The 22,476-nt window shown below is 62.7% G+C and carries 23 protein-coding genes and 2 tRNA genes; 12 read left to right on the forward strand and 13 right to left on the reverse strand.

All coding sequences use genetic code 11. The annotated features are described in order from the left end of the window. Positions 1 to 49: 49 nt before the first annotated feature. Complete coding sequence (locus tag P0D80_RS36770) at positions 50 to 217, forward strand: hypothetical protein (protein WP_408291169.1); 168 nt, start codon at positions 50 to 52, stop codon at positions 215 to 217. Positions 218 to 269: 52 nt separating this feature from the next. Here the strand turns inward: P0D80_RS36770 and P0D80_RS36775 are convergent. Together P0D80_RS36775 and P0D80_RS36780 are read right to left on the reverse strand one after the other, a co-directional pair. Continuing rightward, positions 270 to 346 (reverse strand) — tRNA-Arg (locus tag P0D80_RS36775). A 288-nt stretch (positions 347 to 634) separates the two neighbouring features. Next, positions 635 to 1,465: an undecaprenyl-diphosphate phosphatase gene (locus P0D80_RS36780; protein WP_132373630.1), complete on the reverse strand. Its 831-nt coding sequence runs from the start codon at positions 1,463 to 1,465 to the stop codon at positions 635 to 637. Between the two features lie 651 nt (positions 1,466 to 2,116). On the opposite strand from P0D80_RS36780, the gene P0D80_RS36785 reads away from it, so the two are divergent. The 3 genes from P0D80_RS36785 to P0D80_RS36795 all read left to right on the forward strand — a co-directional run bounded on the left by P0D80_RS36785 (position 2,117) and on the right by P0D80_RS36795 (position 4,497). Continuing rightward, positions 2,117 to 3,025, forward strand: a complete 909-nt coding sequence (locus P0D80_RS36785; protein WP_408180649.1) for an aldose epimerase family protein — start codon at positions 2,117 to 2,119, stop codon at positions 3,023 to 3,025. A 221-nt stretch (positions 3,026 to 3,246) separates the two neighbouring features. Then, positions 3,247 to 3,957: a peptidoglycan DD-metalloendopeptidase family protein gene (locus P0D80_RS36790; RefSeq protein ID WP_408180650.1), complete on the forward strand. Its 711-nt coding sequence runs from the start codon at positions 3,247 to 3,249 to the stop codon at positions 3,955 to 3,957. A 213-nt stretch (positions 3,958 to 4,170) separates the two neighbouring features. Continuing rightward, on the forward strand, positions 4,171 to 4,497 hold the full coding sequence (locus P0D80_RS36795) for a hypothetical protein (RefSeq protein WP_132373627.1): 327 nt from the start codon (positions 4,171 to 4,173) through the stop codon (positions 4,495 to 4,497). A 466-nt stretch (positions 4,498 to 4,963) separates the two neighbouring features. Here P0D80_RS36795 and P0D80_RS36800 read toward each other — a convergent pair whose 3' ends face one another. Both P0D80_RS36800 and P0D80_RS36805 read right to left on the reverse strand, forming a co-directional pair. Beyond that, on the reverse strand, positions 4,964 to 5,287 hold the full coding sequence (locus tag P0D80_RS36800) for a hypothetical protein (protein WP_408180651.1): 324 nt from the start codon (positions 5,285 to 5,287) through the stop codon (positions 4,964 to 4,966). Between the two features lie 49 nt (positions 5,288 to 5,336). Continuing rightward, the gene (locus P0D80_RS36805; protein ID WP_408291173.1) at positions 5,337 to 6,065 is read right to left on the reverse strand and encodes a pentapeptide repeat-containing protein; all 729 of its coding nucleotides are present in this window, start codon (positions 6,063 to 6,065) and stop codon (positions 5,337 to 5,339) included. 108 nt (positions 6,066 to 6,173) lie between these two features. On the opposite strand from P0D80_RS36805, the gene P0D80_RS36810 reads away from it, so the two are divergent. Further along, positions 6,174 to 6,482 carry a DUF2288 domain-containing protein gene (locus P0D80_RS36810; protein ID WP_310814376.1) on the forward strand — a complete coding sequence of 103 codons (309 nt, stop codon included), beginning with the start codon at positions 6,174 to 6,176 and terminating at the stop codon, positions 6,480 to 6,482. After that, complete coding sequence (locus P0D80_RS36815; protein ID WP_408291176.1) at positions 6,479 to 7,846, forward strand: MATE family efflux transporter; 1,368 nt, start codon at positions 6,479 to 6,481, stop codon at positions 7,844 to 7,846. Before P0D80_RS36810 ends, P0D80_RS36815 begins: the two co-directional genes overlap by 4 nt. Positions 7,847 to 8,168: 322 nt before the next feature. Here P0D80_RS36815 and P0D80_RS36820 read toward each other — a convergent pair whose 3' ends face one another. Further along, on the reverse strand, positions 8,169 to 8,339 hold the full coding sequence (locus tag P0D80_RS36820; RefSeq protein WP_168794759.1) for a hypothetical protein: 171 nt from the start codon (positions 8,337 to 8,339) through the stop codon (positions 8,169 to 8,171). A 183-nt stretch (positions 8,340 to 8,522) separates the two neighbouring features. Between P0D80_RS36820 and P0D80_RS36825 the strand changes: the two genes are divergently transcribed. From P0D80_RS36825 to P0D80_RS36845, 5 genes are all read left to right on the forward strand, one after another. After that, positions 8,523 to 8,696: a hypothetical protein gene (locus tag P0D80_RS36825; RefSeq protein ID WP_165923803.1), complete on the forward strand. Its 174-nt coding sequence runs from the start codon at positions 8,523 to 8,525 to the stop codon at positions 8,694 to 8,696. 357 nt (positions 8,697 to 9,053) lie between these two features. Next, a complete protein-coding gene (locus P0D80_RS36830; protein WP_007181032.1) occupies positions 9,054 to 9,212 on the forward strand; it encodes a DUF3309 family protein in 159 nt (52 codons plus the stop codon). Positions 9,213 to 9,305: 93 nt separating this feature from the next. After that, positions 9,306 to 9,382: transfer RNA gene (locus tag P0D80_RS36835), tRNA-Pro, on the forward strand. 210 nt (positions 9,383 to 9,592) lie between these two features. Further along, complete coding sequence (gene sixA / locus P0D80_RS36840; RefSeq protein ID WP_132373622.1) at positions 9,593 to 10,051, forward strand: phosphohistidine phosphatase SixA; 459 nt, start codon at positions 9,593 to 9,595, stop codon at positions 10,049 to 10,051. Between the two features lie 323 nt (positions 10,052 to 10,374). Then, positions 10,375 to 11,187 (forward strand): GNAT family N-acetyltransferase, encoded by an 813-nt coding sequence (locus P0D80_RS36845; protein ID WP_132373621.1) that lies wholly within the window; start codon positions 10,375 to 10,377, stop codon positions 11,185 to 11,187. 117 nt (positions 11,188 to 11,304) lie between these two features. On the opposite strand, the gene ppx is transcribed toward P0D80_RS36845, so the two are convergent. Continuing rightward, on the reverse strand, positions 11,305 to 12,930 hold the full coding sequence (ppx, locus tag P0D80_RS36850; protein ID WP_408291179.1) for an exopolyphosphatase: 1,626 nt from the start codon (positions 12,928 to 12,930) through the stop codon (positions 11,305 to 11,307). A 202-nt stretch (positions 12,931 to 13,132) separates the two neighbouring features. Here ppx and ppk1 point away from each other — a divergent pair, with 202 nt between their 5' ends. Next, the gene (gene ppk1, locus P0D80_RS36855; protein WP_408291183.1) at positions 13,133 to 15,196 is read left to right on the forward strand and encodes a polyphosphate kinase 1; all 2,064 of its coding nucleotides are present in this window, start codon (positions 13,133 to 13,135) and stop codon (positions 15,194 to 15,196) included. Between the two features lie 95 nt (positions 15,197 to 15,291). On the opposite strand, the gene phoR is transcribed toward ppk1, so the two are convergent. The 7 genes from phoR to pstS all read right to left on the reverse strand — a co-directional run bounded on the left by phoR (position 15,292) and on the right by pstS (position 22,120). Further along, positions 15,292 to 16,605: a phosphate regulon sensor histidine kinase PhoR gene (phoR, locus tag P0D80_RS36860; protein ID WP_132373618.1), complete on the reverse strand. Its 1,314-nt coding sequence runs from the start codon at positions 16,603 to 16,605 to the stop codon at positions 15,292 to 15,294. Between the two features lie 113 nt (positions 16,606 to 16,718). Continuing rightward, positions 16,719 to 17,420, reverse strand: a complete 702-nt coding sequence (gene phoB / locus P0D80_RS36865) for a phosphate regulon transcriptional regulator PhoB (protein WP_006051991.1) — start codon at positions 17,418 to 17,420, stop codon at positions 16,719 to 16,721. Positions 17,421 to 17,446: 26 nt separating this feature from the next. Continuing rightward, complete coding sequence (gene phoU / locus P0D80_RS36870; RefSeq protein ID WP_091792610.1) at positions 17,447 to 18,151, reverse strand: phosphate signaling complex protein PhoU; 705 nt, start codon at positions 18,149 to 18,151, stop codon at positions 17,447 to 17,449. A 28-nt stretch (positions 18,152 to 18,179) separates the two neighbouring features. After that, a complete protein-coding gene (pstB, locus tag P0D80_RS36875) occupies positions 18,180 to 19,028 on the reverse strand; it encodes a phosphate ABC transporter ATP-binding protein PstB (RefSeq protein WP_132373617.1) in 849 nt (282 codons plus the stop codon). 17 nt (positions 19,029 to 19,045) lie between these two features. Beyond that, positions 19,046 to 19,942, reverse strand: coding sequence for a phosphate ABC transporter permease PstA (gene pstA, locus P0D80_RS36880; RefSeq protein ID WP_132373616.1), 897 nt, complete (start codon positions 19,940 to 19,942; stop codon positions 19,046 to 19,048). Then, positions 19,939 to 20,940 (reverse strand): phosphate ABC transporter permease PstC, encoded by a 1,002-nt coding sequence (gene pstC, locus P0D80_RS36885; protein WP_408180657.1) that lies wholly within the window; start codon positions 20,938 to 20,940, stop codon positions 19,939 to 19,941. Before pstC ends, pstA begins: the two co-directional genes overlap by 4 nt. Positions 20,941 to 21,088: 148 nt before the next feature. Continuing rightward, complete coding sequence (gene pstS / locus P0D80_RS36890) at positions 21,089 to 22,120, reverse strand: phosphate ABC transporter substrate-binding protein PstS (protein WP_132373614.1); 1,032 nt, start codon at positions 22,118 to 22,120, stop codon at positions 21,089 to 21,091. Between the last annotated feature and the right edge of the window lie 356 nt (positions 22,121 to 22,476).

Consider the following 22,476-nt stretch of genomic DNA (forward strand, 5'->3'; position numbering starts at 1 on the left):
CCCACCCCGTTTAGCAGCGGGCGAAGGACAAACGCACATGGAGATCCAGATGAACACTTCCCTTTCAGCCGGCCGCTCGTTGCCTGGCGTCAATGACCAATTCGTGCCGGTTACGCCCGCACTTCTCCAACAACTCGATGACAATGAGCTGCGTGTCGGCGATATCTTGACGTGCGCAGAAGATGGGCGCGTGACGGGGTTCTGGCGAGAAATGTAAGGCTACAGCCGTAACCCCGGCGTAACCCCGCGGAACGGCAAACCCTTGGAGATGGTACGGCAGGAGGGACTCGAACCCCCCACCCTCGGCTTAGAAGGCCGATGCTCTATCCAGCTGAGCTACTGCCGTATTGAAGTGAGGCGATGCAACCACGCACGCGCGCATCGCCCGCAATGAGAACCCGCTTTCGGGCATTGGAACCTGTGCACCTGCAAGCCACAGGGTTCGTCGAATACCGAAATTCTAACTGACCGTGCGGTAGACGGGAAATCCACTCCGGCGCCTTGCAGACATTCCGCGCGCCACAGCGGCCGTTGCCAGTCACAAACAAACGGGCCCGGCAGGTTGAGCCGGGCCCGGATTATAACCGATCGCTCCCTGCCCGCCAGCACGCGCTAGCGGACATGGCGAACTCAATCACACCGGCTGCGGATGCAGCATGAACCAGCCGAGGAACACGATGCCGGCGATCACGCAATACACGCCGAACGAAGCCAGACGTCCGCGGCCTTCGAAATAGCGCATCAGGAAACGCACGCTGAGATAGGCGGCGATCGCGGTCAGCACGCCGCCGAGCAACGCGTCGGCGAGTTGGCCCGGCGCATGAAACAGCTTCGGCAACTCGAGCACGCCGGCCGCGAAGATGATCGGCGTGCCGAGCAGGAACGAGAACTCCGCCGACTTCTCCGCCGTCAGGCCCGCCGCATTGCCGGCGATCATCGTCAGACCGCTGCGCGAGAAACCCGGAATCAACGCGCCGATCTGCGCGAGACCGACGAAAAACGCCTGGCCGAAAGTCAGCTTCTCCGGCGCCTGATGCGCACGCGTACGCTGCAGGCGATCACCGAACCACAGCAGCACGCCGTTGACGATCAGCGCGATCGCGACGATCCGCAGGTCGTGAAAAAGCCGTTCGAGCCGCTTTTCCAGCAGCAGTCCGACCAGACCCGCCGGAATCGTGCCGATGATGAGCGCCCACATCATGTGCGCGTCGTCGTTGCGGCGGCCGCCGAACGACGCGAAGAAGCCGCGCACCAGCGCGCACCAGCGCTTACGGAAGTACCACAACAGCGCGAGCGCCGTGCCGAGATGCAACGCGACGAGGAACGGCAGCAATTGCGGCGCGTGTTTGTCGATATGCATGCCGAACAGTGCGGGCACGAGCAACGTATGGCCGAGGCTGCTCACCGGAAACAGTTCGGTGACGCCTTGCAGCACGCTCAGGAAAATGAGAAACGACAGGTTCACGCGGGGCGTCCTTGTAAGGAAAATGTCGGGGAAAGGCGCACCGGATAAGGAATCCACGGCCGCCTCAAAGCGCACCGATTATGCCTGGCTGCAATGTCAGCGCCAAGCGTTTGGACCGCATTCAGGGAAATTTTGTGCGTTGCGTCACAACTCGAAACCGTTGTTACGGCGCAGAAAAAGAAACGGGCCGCCGTGAATGGCCGCCCTGTGGATCAGCAGAATGACGTGAAGCGAACTACGTGGTGCCCGGCAGAAGAATCATCCACGGGACCGGATGCCCTTTGACGAGCTGAGCAAGACGATGCGAATGCCCGGATCAGCGTTCGAGCTTGTAAAAGAAGTAGACCGTGCTTGCCGCGAACATGCCGAACAAAGTCACAGCCATTGCCATTGCGAGATCCATACAGCCTCCTGAGGCAGTCTCGCCCGGTCGTCGAAGTTACCGAGCAGTCAGACGAATTATCAGCAAGGATGGCCTTGCGGCGACACCCGCAATTTCCCGAGAAGGGTTTCCCCGTAGCGGAAAGCAGCGCAAAATCATTCTCTCGCGCGGCGCCGCGCGGCAAATTCCGACGCTCGCACGCGAGGATTGCGCCGCTTCCGGGCCGCCTCGCTTCTGCCTTCAACCTCTTACTCATCAGTCCATCGACCATGCCCCTCTCCCCGCAACCGGACATTCTCGAGATCGCCCAGGATGCCTCCGTGCTCCGTTTCGCGCCGCAAGCCGGCGGCCGTCTGATGTCGTGGACGATCGACGGCGAAGAAGTCATCCATTGGCCGGAGCATGCCGACTGGAGCCAGCCCGCGCGGATTCGCGGCGGCAATCCGTTGCTGTTCCCGTTTCTCGGCCGGCATCGCGTCGACGGCAAGATCGGTTACTGGCGTGACCCCCAGGGCAAGGTGCGCGAGCTGCCGATGCACGGCTTCGCCCGCGACCTGCCGTTCGAAGCCCACGCGGACGTGCATGGCGCCGGCCTGCGCATGGTCCTGACCGACAGCGAGGCGACCCGTGGCGGCTATCCGTTCGGCTTCCGTTTCGAGGCCGCCTACGACCTCGCGGATGCGCACACGCTCGACGTCACATTCACCACCACCAATACCGGCAACGCGCGGCTGCCCTACTACGCCGGCCATCACTTCTATTTCACGCTGCCGCACACGCAGCGTGGCGAGACCTCGCTGGAGTTGCCACGCACGCAGCGGTGCTATCAGCAGGAGGACGGTTCGATCAGCGCCGCCGAGCCGGGCGAAGCGCGCTACACACTCGACGAGGCGCGCATCCATGACCGCTTCCATTGCCTCGTCGGCACGCCGGATCAACCGGTGCGGCTCGTCGCGCCGGGTCTCGACCGGCTCGTCACGATCGACCTGCAACGGCCGGGCTCGGTGCCCTGGTACGCCGTCACCACGTGGACCGAAGCCGCGGAGTCGGACTTCTACTGTGTCGAACCGTGGCTCGGTCTGCCGGACGCGATTCACAACGGCAGGGGTCTGCGCTGGCTCGAACCGGGGCAGACCGAAGTCGCCGCGCTGCGAATCAGCGTCGCCAAGCTAGGTTGATTGCGGGGATTGCGGACCGAATCGCGCGGTCGGCTTTGAGGCGGGATTTGGAGCGAGGTTTCGCCAAAAATTTCGCTGCATTTTGTCGCATTGCGCACCGCACGAACCTGCCGCGCTGCCCGCTTTTCGCGTGTTGCAGCGCAAAACCGTTAGAATCGAGCGCTTTGTATCCACCTGCCGCGTGATCGGGATCGGCGCGCGGCAGCGCTTTGCGAGGTCCAATGCGTAACACAACAAGAATGATGAAACGGCTCGCCTGCGCGTCGTTGGTGGCACTGCTCGCCGCGTGCGGGTCGGCGCCGGTGGGGCCGGGGTTTTATCGGGTGGAACGGGGCGATACGCTGTCGAAGATCGCACGCAGTAGCCGGCAATCGGTGCAAAGCATCGTGCGCTGGAACAATCTGACCAATGCGGACAGCATCGAGGTCGGCCAGGTGCTGCGCGTCGCGCCGCCGGGCGGCACGGCATCGACCAGTGGCGCGGTACGCAGCAGCGGAAGCGGCAGCGCTGCGGCCACGCCGCGTCCGGCGCCCGCCGATAGCGCGCCGTCCGCCGCGCCGGCTTCGACGATCTCGCTGGTATGGCCGGCCGACGGCACGGTCATCCGGCGTTTTGACGGCGGTAATTCGAAGGGCATCGATATTTCGTCGGCGGCGGGCACGCCCGTCATCGCTGCGGCGCCCGGCACGGTGGTGTACGCCGGCAACGGCTTGCGCGGCTACGGCAATCTGCTGATTCTCAAACACAACGCCGAGTATCTGACCGCCTATGCCCACAATCGCGTGCTGCTGGTGAAGGAAGGCCAGTCGGTCACGCGCGGCGAGAAAATTGCCGAGATGGGCGACACGGATACCGACCGTGTGATGCTGCACTTCGAACTGCGCTATCAGGGCCGTTCAATCGATCCGTCGCGGGCGCTGCCGCCCCGTTAGGGCTGGCCTGGGGCACGGGCACTGGCTGCCGTCAGCGGGCGCTCTCGGTTCGCCCTGCGCGGTCCGTGTGCTTTCCCGCCGCTCGCGCCGCCTGTCACCGGGCACGCGCCCTGCAACCGCAGCCGAGGGAACCCGGCGTGTTATAAAACGCTCAATCAGGACACGACGTGGCTTCGCGTCACGTCTTCCTCCGTCAATCTGTAAGGAATTTGTATGAAGAGCGCATTTGCGTCCGTCGCAACGGCCGCGGCGATCGGTCTCGGCCTGCTGGCACTCGGCAGCCTCGGCGGCTGCTCCAGCACCACCACCATGACCTACCTGCCGAACGGCGACACCGGCTTTGCAATCAACTGCAGTGGCAGCGACGCAAGCTCGAGCTGGGCCGAGTGCTACAAACGTGCGGGCGAAGTCTGCGGTAACTACGGCTACGACGTGGTGTCGAAAGACGTCGACAACGGCGCGACCTCGGGTGGAACGGTCGGCGGTATTTTCGGCGCGAACGTGAAGAACCGGTCGATGGTGGTTCGCTGCAAGCAATAACGACGACGCCCGCGCACCGCCGCTCGGACTAGCGGCGGCGCCAGCGTCCCGAGCGCGGATCGATGCGCGCGGAGAAGGCGATCAGCACGCCGAGCGCAACCGGGCAGATGCCGAGAAAAATGATTAACGCGCTCATGCTCTGGAAAGGGGAAGTAAGTTTTCATGATCCACTACACATGTGAATCCGCAGTGACTCGGACGTGACTCGGCGATGAGCGCGGCGAAAAAAAAGCCCGGCACGAGGCCGGGCTAACGGGGGTTCGGCGCATATCGGCAAAGGACCGGTTCACCATGCGCCAGAACGAAATCTAACAACCCCCTTTTACAAGCGCAATATATTAATTTCGCAGTCAATGTGATGCGGCGTACTGATTCCGCGTTACGTGAAGCGGAAAAGTCGGAAATAAACAGGCTAAATTCGCCCACCGCTTCACATTAAGCGCTTCAAAATGGCCCGGCTCGAAACTTAGATATTGCCCGCCGGACCGCGCAACGCAAGGGTCCGCCTGAAATCACCCGGAAAAGGCCTGAGGAAAGGGCGCTGGCCGATTTCGGCTAACCCATCCAGCATGATTCGGACGCTTTGCGTCCTGCGTAGCTTTAGTGCGCCACCGCACTCTTTCGCATTATTAACCGATATTGACGGCTCAATTAAAAGCAGTGATTTCTTCACAAGAAATTCGCGAATAGCGAAAATATTAAAGAGATTCAAATCCGCCGACAAATTCCTGCACTGAAAATCGAGCGGCTTATTGATTCGACCAATCGAATGATAAACATCGGCATCCAATCGTTCAAGCTGGGCGAATCGCTAAAAATCGGCCAGCCTGAAGCCGCGCTCACATGACCCGCAAACCGAGTTCGGTGACGAGCACGGCCGCCTGGGCATGGGAGATCGTCGCGCCCTTGAAGAGCGCCGCGTCCACCAGCCGCACGCCGCTCAGGTCGGCTTCGCGCAGATCCGCGCCGTCGAAGCGCGCGCCCTTCAGATGGGCGTCCTTCAGGCTGCCGCCGTCGAAGATTGCTTCACGGAAGTCGACACCGGCGAGATCGGCGTCGGAGAAGTCCAGTTGTTGCAGCGTGGCCTTGCGAAACGACAGGCCGCGCAAGTGCGCGCCGACCAGCAGCGTTTCGACGAAGCTCAAACCCAGCGCCGTGCACGCTTCGAAATTGGCACCGGTCAGCTTGCAGCTATGAAACGACGCCGAAGCCAGCTTGGCGCGCCGCCAGCTGGTGTTGTTCAGATCGCTCGACTGAAACGCCGCGTCGACCAGGTCGGCCGATGCGAAATCCGCCTCGCGGCCACGGCAACGGACCCAGCGGGTATGCGAGAGCGTCGCGCCGAAAAACGAGGTCTCGACGATCGTGCAGCGATGAAACTCGGCGCCACGCAGATCGAGTCGCGACAGGTCGGCGCCTTCGAAATCGCAGTCGGTGAAATGAAGCGGCGCTTTATTGCCGGCGAGGCTCGCCGCGATGAGTCGCTCCACCTCGGCGCGCGTGAGCGCGGCATCGGTCACGACGTGAGCTTGCGCGCCCGAAGCCGGCGCCGTTGAATCCAGTGACATGAAGGTTCAGAATGATTTTCGAAGGACCCATAGCCTACCGGAACGCGCGCCGCGCTGGCGGGCCGCGCCGATGGTTTATAGTAACGGCCCCGTCAGAACCCGCTTACGATGACTTCCAACGACGCCACCCATAGCCCGCTGTACGCCAAGCTGCTCGCCGAAACCGCCAAGATCGGCTGGCCCGAACTCGAACGCTTCTTCGCACGCGGGATGCTGCTGCGCGTCGCGCGCGACCTCGATCTGGTGAGCGTCGCCGAAGCGATCGCCAGCGACGACACCACGCAGGTCACGCAATGGCTGTCCTCGGGGCTTGTCGAGCGCGTGCAGGCGGAAACCGCCGCCGACTTCGCCGCGCGCGACCCGGATCTCTGGGCCGTCGTCGTCTCGCCCTGGGTGTGCGTGCAGGAACGCAATTGAGCGAAGCCGCGCGCGACGCGGACCCGTCGGCCGCGGCATCCGCCGTCCCTGTGCACTGGCACCGCCGGGTGCTCGCGCTGGCGTTTCCCATCGTTCTCGCCAATCTGACGCAGCCGATTCTCGGCGCGGTCGACACCGCCGTCGCCGGCCATCTGGATGGCGCGTCGTATCTCGGCGGCGTGGCGCTCGGCGGCCTGTTCTTCAACTTCGTGTTCTGGGGCTTCGGCTTCCTGCGCATGGGCACGACGGGTCTCGTCGCGCAATCGCACGGCGCGGACGACCACGCCGAGTTGCGCAACAACGTCGTACGCGCGCTGTTGCTGGCGGCCGCGATCGGCGCCGTAGTGCTGGCGCTGCAAATGCCATTGATCGATTACGCACTGCGCGTGATCGGCGGCAGCGACGCGGTGCAACGCAACGCGCGGCTTTACTGTCATGCGCGCATCTGGGCCGCCCCGCTCGCCCTCGGCAACTATGTCGTGCTCGGCTGGCTGCTCGGCACGCAGCAGGTGCGGCTCGCGCTGCTCTCGCAGGTGTTCATCAACAGCGTGAACATCGCGGCCGTGCTGCTGTATGTGTACGGATTCAATTGGGGCGTGGCCGGCATCGGCGCGGCTACGGCCACCGCCGATGCGCTCGGCTTCGTGCTCGGCGCCGCCCTGCTATGGCAGGGCAGGCCACGTGGCCTGCCCACGCTGAACCGCGCCGCTTTGTTCGACGCGGCGGCGCTCAAGCGGCTCGTCGTACTCAATCGCGACATCTTCGTGCGCACCTTGTGCCTGCTCTCGTCGTTCGGCTGGTTCGCGCATCTGGGCGCGAAGCAAGGCGACGCCACGCTCGCCGCCAACGCGCTGCTGCTCAATTTTCAGACCTTCATGGCCTACGGACTCGACGGCTTCGCGCACGCCGCCGAAGCGCTGGTCGGCGCGGCGATCGGCGCGCGCGACCGGCACGCGTTCACGCAGGCGATCAAGGTGACGGCATTGTGGTCCACGCTCGGTGCGCTGGGGTTCTCGCTGGTGTATTGGGGCGCGGGCTCGTGGATCGTCGAACGTTTGACGGATCAGGCCGCGGTGCGCGCCACCGCTGAAATGTATCTGCCGTGGGCCGCGCTCTCGCCGGTGGTTTCCGTGTGGGGCTTTCTGCTCGACGGCGTCTTCATTGGCGCGACCCGCACGCGCGAACTCATGGTGTCGATGGTGGTGTCGTTCGCGCTGTTCGTGGCGGCGTCGTGGGCTTTGCTGGCGCTGTACGGCAATCACGGCTTGTGGGCCGCGATGCTGCTCTTCATGGCGCTGCGTGGTCTCACGCTCGCGCGCTATTTGCCGGGCGTCGTGCGCGGCATGGCGGGCGCGGCTGCTTAGGCGCCGTTTCTCCATGCGCGTGTACTACTTATCCCGCCCAGCGCACCTATTGCACCAAACCTCTAAGCGCGCCGACGTATCTGGTGCACCGCGCTTCCCAGGGCAACCCGGGCACGAACCACCGCGCATCCATTTCGCATCGCGGCACCCGGTTACGGCTTGAAACAAGCGCACACATATCGCACGCGGCGCTCGCCCTAGAATGATCTCAGCCCGCGCTTTCCGCGCCAAAAGTCTGCGCGGGTCAGAAGCGCCGGCGTGCCCGCGCCGGCGCTTCGCTTTTGCTGTTCACCCCGTTGCCGAATGCGTTATCAGCCGACGCTCAGGGCGTGACCGGCGCAGGCACCATGGCGGGCGGACGGCTGTCGGTGGGCACGCCGTGATAGTCGGCGGGATCTTGCGGCGGCGGGCCGCCGTGATGGCCGGACGGACCATTCGCGCAACCGGCAACGCCGGCAACCAGCAGCAACGCAAGCATCGAAACGCGGATCATAAACAGGAGTCTCTCGGAGCAGAATGAAAGAGCGGCTGCCCGGCGGTGACCGGGCAAGCGCGAGCGCCGAGAGTCTACCTGCAAAGCGCATTCCACGACGCCGCTGCGAGCAGTGGGCCCCCCTCCCATTTCGTTACGCGTGAGCTACTATGAAGTCACAGCCGCATCTCACAGGAGACTGCCATGGACGCTGAAACGATCGCGGGTCTGATCGGACTCGGAATAGGTCTGCTCGTGCTGCTCGTGTTGTCGATTTACGAATCGAGAACCTATCGGCGCGAACACAACGGCGAAGGCATGGTGCATCACTGGCTGACTCATCAGCACATGCCGCACTGGATGCGTCGCCGGCACTGAACGGAAAACCGGCTGCCGGCTGCGCCTGCGGCGGTTCCGGCTGATTCAACGGTTGATACGCTGCACCGCACGTGCGAGCCCGCGCTCGCACGTCGACTGCTGGCGCGGCGATGGCGGTCGCGCACCCGCCATCAGCGCGCAAGTTTTTCCTGCCTGCCATTTCCCCTGACGCATCACCGCGCCACGGCTAAAGCACGCAGCCGCCCGCCCTCTCCCCTCTGAACTTGCTTTCCGTTCAGGCACATGCCTTGCTGCATGTAAGCCTGCAAGGAGCGCGCAGATTGCGCGTCGAGCGTCCCGGCGCGAATGCGCCGAACCAACAGACCAAATGGCTCAGGCCAGACAGGGAGAACTCGAATGACCATCGGAACCATACTGCTTATCGTGCTCATTCTTCTGCTGATCGGCGCATTGCCGAGCTGGCCGTACAGCAGCGGCTGGGGCTATCGGCCGACCGGCGTGCTCGGGGTCGTGCTGATCATCGTGATCGTCTTGCTGCTGATGGGACGCATATAACGCGGCCGAATCGCGCATTCGAGCCTCCGTTTCGCACCGGCGCAATTCGTGATTGACTCTGGCACCCAATGCCACGTAGAATCTCGGATTCGTCGGAGCGTAGCGCAGCCTGGTAGCGCATCTGATTTGGGATCAGAGGGTCGAAGGTTCGAATCCTTTCGCTCCGACCACGAAAAGCAGCACGAAACCCGCGTAGCCTCCGGCTTCGCGGGTTTTTGCTTTTTGGGTTTTCAGGCTCGTGCTTGCGATATACCGGAACGCTTATACGGTCAGCCTGAGCCATCGCCTTGCGGCCTGGCGAGCCCGCGTGCGACAGTGACTGAAACCTGGCGCACGCCTGATCAGGCTCAAGCGCCGCAACCAGAGTCAAGGAGACACCCATGGATCTGATTCTCTGGCGTCACGCCGAAGCCGAAGACATCGCCAGCACCGACCTCGCGCGCGCGCTCACCACCCGCGGCCGCAAGCAGGCGCAAAACGTCGCCAAATGGCTGCGCACGCGGCTGCCCGACGACGCCGTGGTGCTCGCAAGCCCTGCCGTACGCACCATCCAGACCGCCGAGACCCTGAGCGATCAATATCGCGTCGTGCGCGAACTCGCGCCCAACGCGAGCGCGGACGACGTGCTCAACGCCGCCGGTTGGCCCAAGGGCATTGCGCAGACGGTGGTGATCGTCGGCCATCAACCGACGCTCGGTCACGTCGCCGCGCGTCTGCTCGGCAATAGCGCCGCGAGTTGGCCGCTGAAGAAAGCCGGCGTGTGGTGGATTGCGAGCCGTGAGCGCGACGGCGACGACCAGGCCGTGCTGCGAGCCGCCATGAGTCCTGATCTGGTCTGATTCGGATTCGCGTCCCAACCAAACCAGCGGTCCATAAAACCCACGCGGCGCACGAGCGCCGCCGCTCTGCCCGCATCGATCACACACTTCACCCACATCGCCGGGATCGCACCGTCCCGGCGCTCGAAGCGCTCCCACCGTTTCCTCGATCCCACGTTTCGCACGGAAACAACACTCGCCGCTCCCCCTCGCGACATTACAAGCCGCGGGCAAGCAGCTTACGGGCAGTCATCCAATCGTCATGGGTTTGCCATGCGAGCGTCACCAGACGTTACTACATTGGCGAAAAAAGAAATCTCCCTTTTTTCGACCAGGACCCCCCAATGCGAGAACTGCCGACGCCTACCCTGCCCCTCGCTTCGATCTTCGAGTCGCGCCGTCTGCCGCGCGCCGAGGAGACGGTCACTGCCCAGCATCGCCTGCAAGTCACATGGGCTCGCACCGACGAAGAGCTGCGCGAAGCCCAGCGTCTGCGCTACCGCGTATTCGCCGACGAAATGGGTGCACGCCTGACGGGCCCCGCGGGTCTCGACGTCGATTCGTTCGACTCCTACTGCGATCACTTGCTGGTGCGCGATCTCGACACGTTGAAAGTGGTCGGCACGTATCGCGCGTTGCCGCCGCATCAGGCCGCGCGTATCGGCCGCCTGTATGCGGAAAGCGAATTCGACGTGTCGCGTCTGACGCACCTGCGCGCCAAGATGGTCGAAGTGGGCCGTTCGTGCGTGCATCCCGACTATCGCAGCGGCTCGGTGATCATGTCACTGTGGGCGGGTCTCGCCGCCTACATGAAGCACAACGGCTACGAGACGATGCTCGGCTGCGCGAGCGTGGCGATGGTCGACGGCGGCCACTACGCGGCGAATCTGTATTGCTCGCTGCGCGACAACGCGCTGACCGCGCCGGAATATCGCGCGTTTCCGCACACGCCGCTGCCGGTCGATGAACTGCAGACGGGCGCCGAGGTAGCGCCGCCGCCGCTGGTGAAGGGTTATCTGCGTCTTGGCGCGAAGATTTGCGGCGCGCCGGCATGGGATCCCGATTTCAATACCGCGGATTTTCTGACGCTGTTCCGTTTGTCCGATATCAACGCGCGTTACGCTCGCCACTTCCTCGGCGATGCGCTGCCGCGCTGAGCGGACTCGTTCGCGCGACGCGCTTTGATGCGCGTCGGCGAAACAAAACACGCTGCGACAAAAAAAGCCCGGCAATTGCCGGGCTTTCTCATTCATGCGCAGTGCGCGGGCAAGACCTCAATCGTCCGTATAGACCACGCGATACGGAATGCCGACCTTCTCCCACTCCGCGGCCTCCTGAATCAGGCTGTAGTCGGTCAACGGATTGTTCGCAACCCACTCGTTCGGCAAGCGCACCTCATAACCACCGTTGACCTGCGCCACCGAGATGCCCGGCAAGCCGACATCCGCACGCCGCCGGCACAACAGCGCCGCGAGCCGCAGACAGAACAGCAGCGGCCACTCCACTTCGCGTGTTTGCGACAGCTTGCCGAGCTTGCCCGCGTGACCGAGCACGAGCGCGGCGAGCCGCGCCTGATCGGTGCGCGAAAAGCCCGGCATGTCCGCGTTGCTCGCGATATAGGCCGAATGCTTGTGATACGCGCTGTGCGAGATGGACAGCCCGATTTCGTGCAGCGCAGCGGCCCAACCAAGGAACATGCGGTTTTCCGCGCGGCGTTCTTCGTCGGGTTCCGCGAACTGGTCGTAGAAGCGCACCGCGAGTTCGCCGATGCGCCCAGCCTGCGCGCGATCCACGCCATAGCGGCGCATGAAGCCTTCCACCGTCACCGTGCGCATGTCCTCGTGCTGCGAACGGCCCAGCAGGTCGTACAGCACGCCGAGGCGCAGCGCGCCGTCCGTGGTATCGACATAGTCGACGCCGAGTTCGTCGAACACCGCGATCATGATCGACAGGCCACCGGCCAGCACCGGAACGCGATCGCCCTTCAACGCGACGAGCTTCAGCCGATTGACGTTCTCCGCCTTGATCAGCGCGCGCTTGAGCCGTTCGAGCCCACCGCGCGAGATGCCATGCGTGACGCCCGGATCGTTGAAGCCGTTCGCCTCGACCAGTTCGGCCAATGCGCGCGCGGTGCCCGACGAGCCGATCGCCTGCTCCCAGCCGGTTTTCTTGTACTCGGCGGAAATGATCTGGATTTCGCGGCCCGCGGCGAGTTCGGCCTGGCGCATCGTGTATTCGTCGACGTTGCCAGCCGGAAAAAACGCACGGCTATGGCTCACGCAACCGATATACAGGCTCTCCATCTTGATCGGCGTGTAATGCGAGCCGATGATGAATTCCGTCGAGCCGCCGCCGATGTCGACCACAAGACGTTTGCCCGGGCTCGCGGGCACGGAGTGTGCTGCCCCCGCGTAGATCAGGCGCGCTTCTTCGCGCCCGGCAATCACTTCGATCGGGAAACCGAGCGCGGCTTGCGCCTCGCCGAGAAATTCGCCGGCATTCTTGGCGATGCGCAACGTGTTGGTGGCGACCGCGCGAACGTGATCGGGATGGAAATCGCGAAGACGCTCGCCGAAACGCTTGAGTGCGTCCCAGCCGCGCACCTGCGAAGCACGGTCGAGCATCTTGTCGCGCGACAGACCGGCGGCAAGGCGCACCGGCTCGCGCAAGGCATCGACCTGATAAATCTGGCTGCCCGCGTCGGTTTCCTCGACCCGGCCCACGATCAGCCGGAAGCTGTTCGAGCCGAGATCGACGGCAGCGAGGAGTTGCGGAGTATTGACCATCGGGTAAGCGTGCTCCATGCGCGCGAGCGCGGCAGCGTTGGATGCAGAGGGCGCCGCATATCCATTGGGTGCCTTGGGCGCCTTATGGCCGGCCGCGCTGTTCAAAGACGCCATTCTAAGCGTACCGGGCCTCACGATGTCACCTCGCAGCAATGGGGGTGCCCCATGGTCCCATACACACTGCGTCATATTGACGACACGCGGCGAATACGGCGTAGAATTTAAAACATCGAGAATGTCATAACAACGTCATCATACTGTGAGAATTTCCGAGCGTCTTTCCGCCTCCCTTCCTGACATTCCATTCTCGCTGCCGATGTCCATCCGCTACCCCTTATTGAATCGCGAGCTGGGCATTCTGGGTTTCAACGAGCGTGTGTTGGCACAAGCTGCCGACCCAGCCGTCCCTTTGCTCGAACGCCTGCGTTTCATCTGCATCACCAGTAGCAATCTCGACGAATTCTTCGAAGTCCGCATGGCCGGGCTACAGGAACAGATGCGCGACAACCCCGGCGCACTGTCGCCGGACGGCATGTCGCTGCAGCACGTGTACGACCTCGTGGTCGAACGCGCGCAGAAGCTCGTACATCGTCAATACACCATGCTGCACGACACGGTGCTCACCGCGCTCGAAACAGAAGGCATCTATTTTCACGGCACGGAAGCGTGGAACGAAGCGCAGACCGAATGGGCGCGCAACTACTTCTTCGACGAACTTTTGCCCGTGCTCACGCCGATCGGACTCGATCCGGCGCACCCGTTTCCACGCGTGCTCAACAAGAGCCTGAACTTCGTTGTCGAACTGGAAGGCAAGGACGCGTTCGGCCGTCAGGCGATGATGGGCATCGTGCAGGCGCCCCGCGCGCTGCCGCGGCTCGTGCGCATGCCGCAAGACCTGTCGGGCTATCCGCATGGCTTCGTGCTGCTGAGCTCGCTATTGCAACGCTTTGTCGGCGAGCTGTTTCCGAACCTCGTGGTGCGCAGCTGCAATCAGTTTCGCATCACGCGCAACAGCGAACTGTTCGTCGACGAAGATGAAATCACCAACCTGCGTGTCGCGTTGCAGGGCGAATTGCCGGCGCGGCATCTGGGCAATGCGGTGCGGCTCGAAGTGTCGGCGGAAACGCCCACGCATGTCGTGCGGCGCCTGCTCGACGAAAGCGGCCTGTCCAACAAGGATTGCTATTACGCCGACGGCCCCGTCAATCTCGTGCGGCTGATGCAATTGCCGGAGATGGTGGACCGCCCCGATCTGAAGTTCGTGCCGCACATTCCCGCGATTCCGCCGCAGATCGCCAACAGCGCCAACATGTTCGACGTGATCGATCAGGGCGACGTGCTGCTGCACCATCCGTATGAGAGCTTTCAGCCGGTGCTCGAACTGTTGCTGCAGGCGGCCAAAGATCCGAACGTGGTCGCGATCAAGCAGACCATCTATCGCACCGGCACCGATTCGCCGCTGATGGACGCGCTGATGCAAGCCGCGCGCAACGGTAAAGAAGTCACGGTGGTGGTCGAATTGCTCGCGCGCTTCGACGAAGAAACCAACATCAATTGGGCCTCGCAGCTCGAAGCGGTCGGCGCGCACGTGGTGTACGGCGTGGTGGGCCACAAGTGCCACGCGAAGATGATGCTGATCGTGCGGCGCGTGTCGGTGGGCGGCAAGGCCACGCTCAAGCGCTATGTGCACCTCGGCACCGGCAACTACCATCCGCGCACGGCACGCCTTTACACCGACTTCGGCCTGATGACCGCCGATCAGAAAATCTGCGAAGACGTGCATCACGTGTTCCAGCAGCTGACCGGCATTGGCGGCGAACTGAAGCTGCACGAGTTGTGGCAATCGCCGTTCACGCTGCATCCGAAACTGGTCGAATCGATTCGCGCCGAAGCCGAGCATGCTCGCGCCGGCAAGAAAGCACGCATCGTCGCGAAGATGAACGCGCTGCTCGAACCCACGGTGATCGCCGAGTTGTACGAAGCCGCGAAGGCCGGCGTGAAGATCGATCTGATCGTGCGTGGCGTGTGTTCGTTGCAGCCGGGTGTGGCGGGGCTTTCGGAGAACATCACCGTGCGCTCGATCGTCGGGCGCTTTCTCGAACACCATCGCATTTTCTACTTCTACGACGGCGGCAAGGAGCAGGTCTACCTGTCGAGCGCCGACTGGATGGACCGCAATTTCTTCCGGCGCGTGGAAGTGGCGTTCCCGGTCAACAATCGCCGTTTGAAGCGGCGCGTGATCGCCGAAGGTCTGTCGGCATTTCTCGGCGACAATCAGTCCGCCTGGCTCATGCAAAGCGACGGGCATTATCGGCGCCGCCGGCCGGGCAAGTCCTCGCGCAACGCGCAGATGAGCCTGCTGGGGAAATTCTGTTCGTAACGTTAGAGATCGCACTCGCTTCGGCGAGCTAGCGACAGACACGCGTAAAAAAGCCCGCAACATGCGGGCTTTTTTTCAGGTCGATGCATTTACGTTCAAGCCGGCGCAGGTTGCCGGCGCGCCGTGCGATACACCGGGAAGCGCACGGTGAACGTGCTGCCACGTCCCTCTTCGCTCTTCACATCGAGTTGCGCATCGTGACGTTGCAGCACGTGCTTGACGATCGCGAGGCCGAGGCCCGTACCGCCGGTGTCGCGTGAACGGCTGCGATCGACGCGATAGAAACGCTCGGTCAACCGCGGAATGTCCGCAGAGGGAATGCCGAGTCCGCTGTCCGTCACGGAAAACACCGCATTGCCGCCTTGCGCGTGCCAAGCCACTTTGATCGCGCCGCCGTCCGGCGTGTAACGGATCGCGTTCGTGACGAGATTGCCGAACGCACTGAGAATTTCCGTTTCGACGCCGGTGACGGTGAGCCCTTCGTCGGCATCGAACACGATCTTGTGATGATCGCTCGACAGGTTTTCCGCGTCGTCGCGCAGATGCCGCAACACCGCGCGCATATCGATCATCTGATCGCTCGGCGGCTTGTTGTCGCCTTCGAGTTTGGCGAGCACCAGCAGATCGCTGACGATATGGCGCATGCGCGAAGCCTGCTGCTCCATCAGTTCGAGATAGCGCGAACGCTCGCCTTCGCTCAACGGCAACTCGCGCATGGTTTCCAGAAAACCCGAGAGCACCGTGAGCGGCGTCTTCAGTTCATGCGAAACATTGGCCACGAAGTCGCGCCGCATGGCGTCGGTCCGCTCGAGTTCGGTAATGTCTTGCGAGAGCACCAGCTTGCGATTCTCGCCGTACGGAAACACCTGCACCGACAGCACGTTCTGGCGCTTGTCGCCCATGCCGCGCATGATCAGCATTTCTTCGTAGCGGGACGAATTCAGATAGCGAACGAAGTCCGGCTGACGTACCAGATGCGTGATGTGCTGGCGCAGATCGCGCTTCGCATCCAGGCCGAAATGGAGTTCGGAGATCGCGTTGCACCACTCGATCTGATCGTGATCGTCGAGCATCGCCACGCCGTTGGGCGAGGCCTGGATCGCCTGAATGAAGCGCGAATGCTGCTGCTCGACCTGGCGCACCTGCGCGTGCCAGCGCTTCGCGAGCTTGTGCAGACGGTAGTAGATTTCGCCCCAGATGCCGGGGGCGCTCGGCACTTCCCCGTAAACCGGCGCGTCGAGCAAACGCCACAGACGCTGTTTATGAAAGGTGCTGAAAAGGCTCTGCGCGAGCAGCATGACAATCGCGAGGACGAGCGCGGCCTTGACGTTCACGAGTGCGCCGACCACCACGCACAGAACAGCCAGCAGCACGACCGACACGATGGAGCGCGCCCAGATGATGTTCATGGTCTAGCGATCGAAGAGAAAGGCCTATGCGCCGTGATGGGAACCGCGGCGCCTATCGTTGCGAAGATGACGTATCCGAAGCGGGCTCGAACAGCGCCACCGCTGAGCGAGCGTCAGGCGCTCTTCGCAAGCCGGTAGCCGCTGCCGCGCACCGTCTCAATCATAGCATCGCATCCGGCAGGCTTGAGCGCCGCGCGCAGACGCTTGATATGCACGTCCACCGTGCGCTCTTCGACGAACACGTGGTCGCCCCACACCTGATCGAGCAGTTGCGTGCGGCTGTGCACCCGCTCCGGGTGCGTCATGAAAAAGTGCAGCAGACGGAATTCCGTCGGGCCGAGATCGAGCTTGATCTCGCTGCCTTCGGCATGCGCGGCCACGCGGTGGGTTGCCGGATCGAGCTTGAGGCCGTTGATCGCGACCACGTCTTCGGTCAACTGCGGCGCACGGCGGCGCAACACCGCCTTGATGCGCGCCATCAGTTCTTTCGGCGAGAACGGCTTCGTGACGTAGTCGTCGGCGCCGATTTCGAGGCCGAGCACCTTGTCCTGCTCGTCGCCACGCGCGGTCAGCATGATGATCGGAATATGCTTCGTGCGCTCGTTGTTGCGCAGATCGCGAGCGAAGGCGATGCCCGATTTTCCCGGCAACATCCAGTCGAGCAGGACGAGGTCGGGCAGTACGTCGCTGATCAGGTTCTGCGCCTGTTCCGCGTTGTACGCGCGAATCGGGCAGTGACCGGCGTGTTGAAGATTGACCGAAATCAGTTCGGAAATGGCGGGCTCATCTTCAATGACGAGAATGCTGCTGGGCATCGGCACCTCTGGTCCTTATATCTGGATTAACTGAGTGCTTCGCGTTCGAGCGCGTCGCGCGACTTGTGCCGCACGTCCGTGCCCTTGACGATGTAGATGATGAATTCGGCGATGTTCTTCGCGTGGTCGCCGATCCGTTCGATCGCCTTGGCGATGAAGAGGAAGTCGAGGCCCACCGAGATCGAACGCGGATCTTCCGTCATGTACGAAATCAGCTTGCGCACGAAAGCGCGGAATTCTTCGTCGATCGCTTTATCGTCGCGCACGATCTGCGCGGCGGCGACCGTGTCGAGGCGCGCGAAGGCGTCGAGCGCGCGGCGCAGAATCGACACCGCCATTTCACCCGACAACTTGATCTCGGCGATATTGATGGTGCGCGAGGCGCCGTCTTCCATCAAACGCTTGGTGCGCTTGGCGATTTTTTCGGCTTCGTCGCCGGCGCGCTCGAGATTCGTGATGGTCTTCGAAATCGCGATCAGCAGGCGCAGGTCACGCGCGGCCGGCTGACGGCGCGCGATGATGTTGCTGCACTCTTCGTCGATTTCAACTTCCATCTTGTTCAGGCGCTCTTCCGCGGCGATCACCTGTTCGGCGATGTCGAGATCGAATTCGTTGAGCGCCTGCATGGCCTTGACGATCTGCGATTCGACCAGGCCGCCCATTTCGAGCACCTTGGAGGAAACCAGATTCAGGTCGGCGTCGAACTGGCTGGACAGGTGTTTGTCGGACATGTCGTACTCCCTTGTTTTGCTCGGCGTTTTAACCGAAGCGGCCAGTGATGTAATCCTCGGTTTCCTTGCGGACCGGCTTGATGAAGATCTTTTCGGTATCGCCGAATTCGATCAACTCGCCGAGGTACATGTAGGCAGTGTAGTCCGAACAGCGAGCCGCCTGTTGCATGTTGTGCGTGACGATCACCACCGTGTAATCGCTCTTCAGTTCGGCGATCAACTCTTCGATACGGCCCGTCGAAATCGGGTCCAGCGCCGAGCACGGCTCGTCGAGCAGGAGCACTTCCGGACGAATCGCGATACCGCGCGCAATGCACAGACGCTGCTGCTGGCCGCCCGACAGACCGTAGCCGCTCTGGCCGAGCTTGTCCTTCACTTCGTTCCACAGCGCGGCCTTGGTCAGCGCCCATTCCACGCGGTCGTCCATTTCCGAGCGCGGCAGCGTTTCGAACATCTTCACGCCGAACGCGATGTTGTCGTAGATCGACATCGGAAACGGCGTCGGCTTCTGAAACACCATGCCGATACGCGCGCGCAAGAGCGAGATATCGCGCTTGGAGGTCAGCAGGTTTTCGCCGTCCATCAGGATCTCGCCTTCGGCGCGCTGTTCCGGATAGAGCGCGTACATCTTGTTCAGCGTACGCAGCAGCGTGGACTTGCCGCAGCCCGACGGGCCGATGAACGCGGTCACCTTGCCTTCGGGAATCTGCAGATTGATGTTCTTCAGCGCGTGATACTTGCCGTAGAAGAAGTTCAGGTCGTTGATCTCGATCTTCGGGCGCGACGACGCCTGCGACTGGCCACTCTGGGCGGGATCGAAACCGGCGGGCGCAGTGGGACGCGCGATCGGATTGAGTTGAGTTTCTGCCATATTCATCGGATTACACTCCGCCCTTACTTGTTCGAGAAGATCGTGCGCGCGAGGATGTTCAGTCCCAGCACCGCGAGCGTGATCAGGAAGACGCCGGCCCACGCGAGCGATTGCCACTGCGCGAACGGGCTCATCGCAAACTTGTAGATCGTGACCGGCAGGTTCGCAACCGGCTGGCCCATGTCCATCGAGAAGAACTGATTCGACAGCGCCGTGAAGAGCAGCGGCGCGGTTTCGCCTGCGATACGCGCCACGCCGAGCAACACGCCGGTGACGATACCCGCGATCGACGCCTTCAGCGTGATCGACAGCACCATCTTCCACTTCGGCGTGCCGAGTGCGAAAGCCGCTTCACGCAGCGCGTTCGGCACCAGTTTCAGCATGTTTTCCGTGGTGCGGATCACGATCGGAATCTGCAGCAAGGCGAGCGCGAATACGCCGGCCCAGCCGCTGAAGTGGCCCATCTTCGCGACGACCAGCGCGTAGACGAACAGACCCACCACGATCGAGGGCGCCGACAACAGAATGTCGTTGATGAAGCGCGTGAAACTCGCGAGCCAACCCTTCTGACCGTATTCGGCGAGATAGACGCCCGCCAGAATACCGATCGGCGTGCCGACGAAAGTCGCGAGCCCAACCAGCATCAGGCTGCCGACGATCGCATTGGCGAGACCGCCGCCGTCGGTGTTCGGCGGCGGCGTCGATTGCGTGAACAACTCGACCGACAAGCCACCGATACCGAGGCGCAAGGTCGTGTACAGAATCCAGATCAGCCAGATCAGGCCGAACGCCATCGCGGCGAGCGACATGGTCAGCGCAACCGCGTTCTTCATGCGGCGGCGGCCTTGCAGACGCACGCGCATCGCTTCGAGCGCGACCGCGTCGTTCGAACCCGGCATATTCAAAGTGGGCTGGCTCATTTCGCGCCCTCCCCTTTTTCGAGGCGAAGCAGCATGACCTTGGAGATCGCCAGCACGATGAAAGTAATCACGAACAGGATGAGGCCGAGTTCCATCAACGCCGACGTATGCAGACCCGGATCCGCTTCGGCGAATTCGTTGGCGAGCGCCGACGTAATGCTGTTGCCCGGCGAAAACAGCGACACGTTGTCAAGCAGATTGGTGTTGCCGATCACGAACGTGACAGCCATGGTCTCGCCGAGCGCGCGGCCCAGACCCAGCATCACGCCGCCGATCACGCCGCTTTTGGTGAAGGGCAGCACGATCTTCCACATCACTTCCCACGTCGTGCAGCCGATGCCGTACGCCGATTCCTTCAGCAAGACCGGCGTAACTTCGAACACGTCGCGCATCACCGAGGCGATGTACGGAATGATCATGATCGCGAGAATCACACCCGCGCACAGGATGCCGATGCCGATCGGCGCGCCCTGAAACAGCGCCCCAACCACCGGAATGCCGCCGAGCACCGCGCCGAGCGGCTTTTCGAACCACGTCGCGAAGATCGGCGCGAACACCAGCAGACCCCACATGCCGTACACGATCGACGGAATCGCGGCGAGCAGTTCGATCGCGATGCCGAGCGGGCGGCGCAGCCACGCGGGCGCGAGTTCAGTCAGGAAAAGCGCGATGCCGAAGCTGACGGGCACCGCGATGATGAGTGCAATGATCGACGTGGCGATCGTGCCGTAGATCGGCACCAGAGCGCCGAATTGCTTGCTGGGTGGATCCCAGTCGGCGGTCCACAGGAAGCTGAGGCCGAATTGCTTGATCGACGGCAAGGACGCGACGATCAGCGAGACGATGATGCCGCCGAGCAGCAACAAGGTGATGATGGCGGCGAGGCGCGCGAGACCGCCGAAGATCACGTCGCCGGCGCGGCTAGGCGCTTTCTGCTGCGACGCGCTGCCGGGCGGGGTCGACCTGCTCGAGCCGGACGCTAATTGGATATCGGACATGAGAGCCTGATGGACCTGTTTCCAGTTGCCGTATGACACGTGTCGTGCGGCCGGTAGTGCCGGTGGTTAAAGCCATTGGCCGTCCTCGCATGAGGACGGCCAACGTGTTACGTACTACGGATGCTGAGCGCTGTGCTCATTGCCTCTTTTACTCGGCGATTGCCTTGCCCGAAGCGTCCTTCACCTTCGACTTCCACTGCGTGCGGATTTCCGACACGACCGAATCCGGCAACGAGATGTAGTCCAGATCGTTTGCGGCTTGCGTGCCGTTCTTGAATGCCCAGTCGAAGAACTTCAGCGTTTCGGTGCCTTGCGGCGCCTTGTCCTGCGTCGTGTGAACCAGCACGAACGTCGCGCCGACGATCGGCCATGCGTTCTTACCCGGCTCGTTCGTCAGGATCTGGTAGAACGACTTCGACCAGTCCGCGCCTGCTGCCGCTGCCTTGAAGGTGTCCGTCTTCGGCTCGACCACTGCGCCCGACGAATTCTTCAACGCCACATACGTCATGTGGTTCTGCTTCGCGTACGCCCATTCCACGTAGCCGATTGCGCCCGGCAGACGTTGCACGAAGGCCGCGACGCCGTCGTTGCCCTTGCCGCCCGTGCCCGTCGGCCAGTTGACCGTCGAACCTTCACCGACCTTCGACTTCCAGTCTGCGTTGACCTTCGACAGATAGTTCGTCCAGATGAAGCTGGTGCCCGAACCATCGGCGCGGCGAACCACGGCGATGTCGGTATCCGGCAGCTTGACCTTCGGGTTCAGCGCAACGATCGCCGGATCGTTCCACTTCTTGATCTTGCCCAGATAGATGTCGCCGAGCACTTCGCCCGACAGCGTCAGTTCAGCCGGCTTCACGCCCGGCACGTTGACGACCGGCACCACGCCGCCGACCACCGTCGGGAACTGGAACAGGCCTTCCTTGGCGAGTTCGTCGTCCTTCAGCGGAGCGTCCGAACCGGCGAAGTCGACGGTCTTCGCGACGATCTGCTTCACGCCGCCCGACGAACCGATGCCTTGATAGTTAACCTTGCCGCCGCCGGACTTCTGATACGAGTCGGCCCACTTCGTGTAAATCGGTGCTGCGAAGGTGCTGCCCGCGCCGGTGATGTCTGCGGCTTGCGCTGCGATCGCGAAAAGCGCGCCAGCGACGCCAGCGAACACGGTTTGCATCAATTTCATGAGACCTCCAAAGGTGTGAGCGGTGTGAGCGTGTAAGACGAACACCGCGAAGCTTAGGGTCTCTTTGTGACAGTAACGTGACTGACCGTGAAACGGATGTGACAGTGGGATTACAGGCCTGAAAGGCGCTTGAACGGAGAAATTGCCGGTTTCGCGACGATCGGGGCGTCGCTCTACAGATTAGGCGAAAAAGATGGGGCGCGAACGTTTGCGGGTGCGTGTTCGGGGGAAGAGGAGTGAGGCTGGGTGGTGCGGGGTTTGGTGCCGGGTTACCGGTGGCGGGTTGCCGGTGGCGGGTTGCCGGTGGCGGGTTGCCGGTGGCGGGTTGCCGGTGGCGGGTTGCCGGCTGTCTCTTA

Origin of the sequence: Paraburkholderia sp. RL17-373-BIF-A, from assembly GCF_046030175.1 — a bacterium.
Lineage (GTDB): Bacteria > Pseudomonadota > Gammaproteobacteria > Burkholderiales > Burkholderiaceae > Paraburkholderia.

Coding starts and splice junctions, on each gene's coding strand:
- P0D80_RS36820 (WP_168794759.1), bottom strand. CDS start 8,339: ATGATCCGCGTTTCGATGCTTGCGTTGCTGCTGGTTGCCGGCGTTGCC.
- sixA (WP_132373622.1), top strand. CDS start 9,593: ATGGATCTGATTCTCTGGCGTCACGCCGAAGCCGAAGACATCGCCAGC.
- phoU (WP_091792610.1), bottom strand. CDS start 18,151: ATGTCCGACAAACACCTGTCCAGCCAGTTCGACGCCGACCTGAATCTG.
- phoR (WP_132373618.1), bottom strand. CDS start 16,605: ATGAACATCATCTGGGCGCGCTCCATCGTGTCGGTCGTGCTGCTGGCT.
- phoB (WP_006051991.1), bottom strand. CDS start 17,420: ATGCCCAGCAGCATTCTCGTCATTGAAGATGAGCCCGCCATTTCCGAA.
- P0D80_RS36845 (WP_132373621.1), top strand. CDS start 10,375: ATGCGAGAACTGCCGACGCCTACCCTGCCCCTCGCTTCGATCTTCGAG.
- P0D80_RS36825 (WP_165923803.1), top strand. CDS start 8,523: ATGGACGCTGAAACGATCGCGGGTCTGATCGGACTCGGAATAGGTCTG.
- ppk1 (WP_408291183.1), top strand. CDS start 13,133: ATGTCCATCCGCTACCCCTTATTGAATCGCGAGCTGGGCATTCTGGGT.
- P0D80_RS36795 (WP_132373627.1), top strand. CDS start 4,171: ATGAAGAGCGCATTTGCGTCCGTCGCAACGGCCGCGGCGATCGGTCTC.
- ppx (WP_408291179.1), bottom strand. CDS start 12,930: ATGGCGTCTTTGAACAGCGCGGCCGGCCATAAGGCGCCCAAGGCACCC.
- pstS (WP_132373614.1), bottom strand. CDS start 22,120: ATGAAATTGATGCAAACCGTGTTCGCTGGCGTCGCTGGCGCGCTTTTC.
- P0D80_RS36790 (WP_408180650.1), top strand. CDS start 3,247: ATGCGTAACACAACAAGAATGATGAAACGGCTCGCCTGCGCGTCGTTG.
- pstA (WP_132373616.1), bottom strand. CDS start 19,942: ATGAGCCAGCCCACTTTGAATATGCCGGGTTCGAACGACGCGGTCGCG.
- P0D80_RS36810 (WP_310814376.1), top strand. CDS start 6,174: ATGACTTCCAACGACGCCACCCATAGCCCGCTGTACGCCAAGCTGCTC.
- pstB (WP_132373617.1), bottom strand. CDS start 19,028: ATGAATATGGCAGAAACTCAACTCAATCCGATCGCGCGTCCCACTGCG.
- P0D80_RS36830 (WP_007181032.1), top strand. CDS start 9,054: ATGACCATCGGAACCATACTGCTTATCGTGCTCATTCTTCTGCTGATC.
- P0D80_RS36770 (WP_408291169.1), top strand. CDS start 50: ATGAACACTTCCCTTTCAGCCGGCCGCTCGTTGCCTGGCGTCAATGAC.
- P0D80_RS36805 (WP_408291173.1), bottom strand. CDS start 6,065: ATGTCACTGGATTCAACGGCGCCGGCTTCGGGCGCGCAAGCTCACGTC.
- P0D80_RS36785 (WP_408180649.1), top strand. CDS start 2,117: ATGCCCCTCTCCCCGCAACCGGACATTCTCGAGATCGCCCAGGATGCC.
- pstC (WP_408180657.1), bottom strand. CDS start 20,940: ATGTCCGATATCCAATTAGCGTCCGGCTCGAGCAGGTCGACCCCGCCC.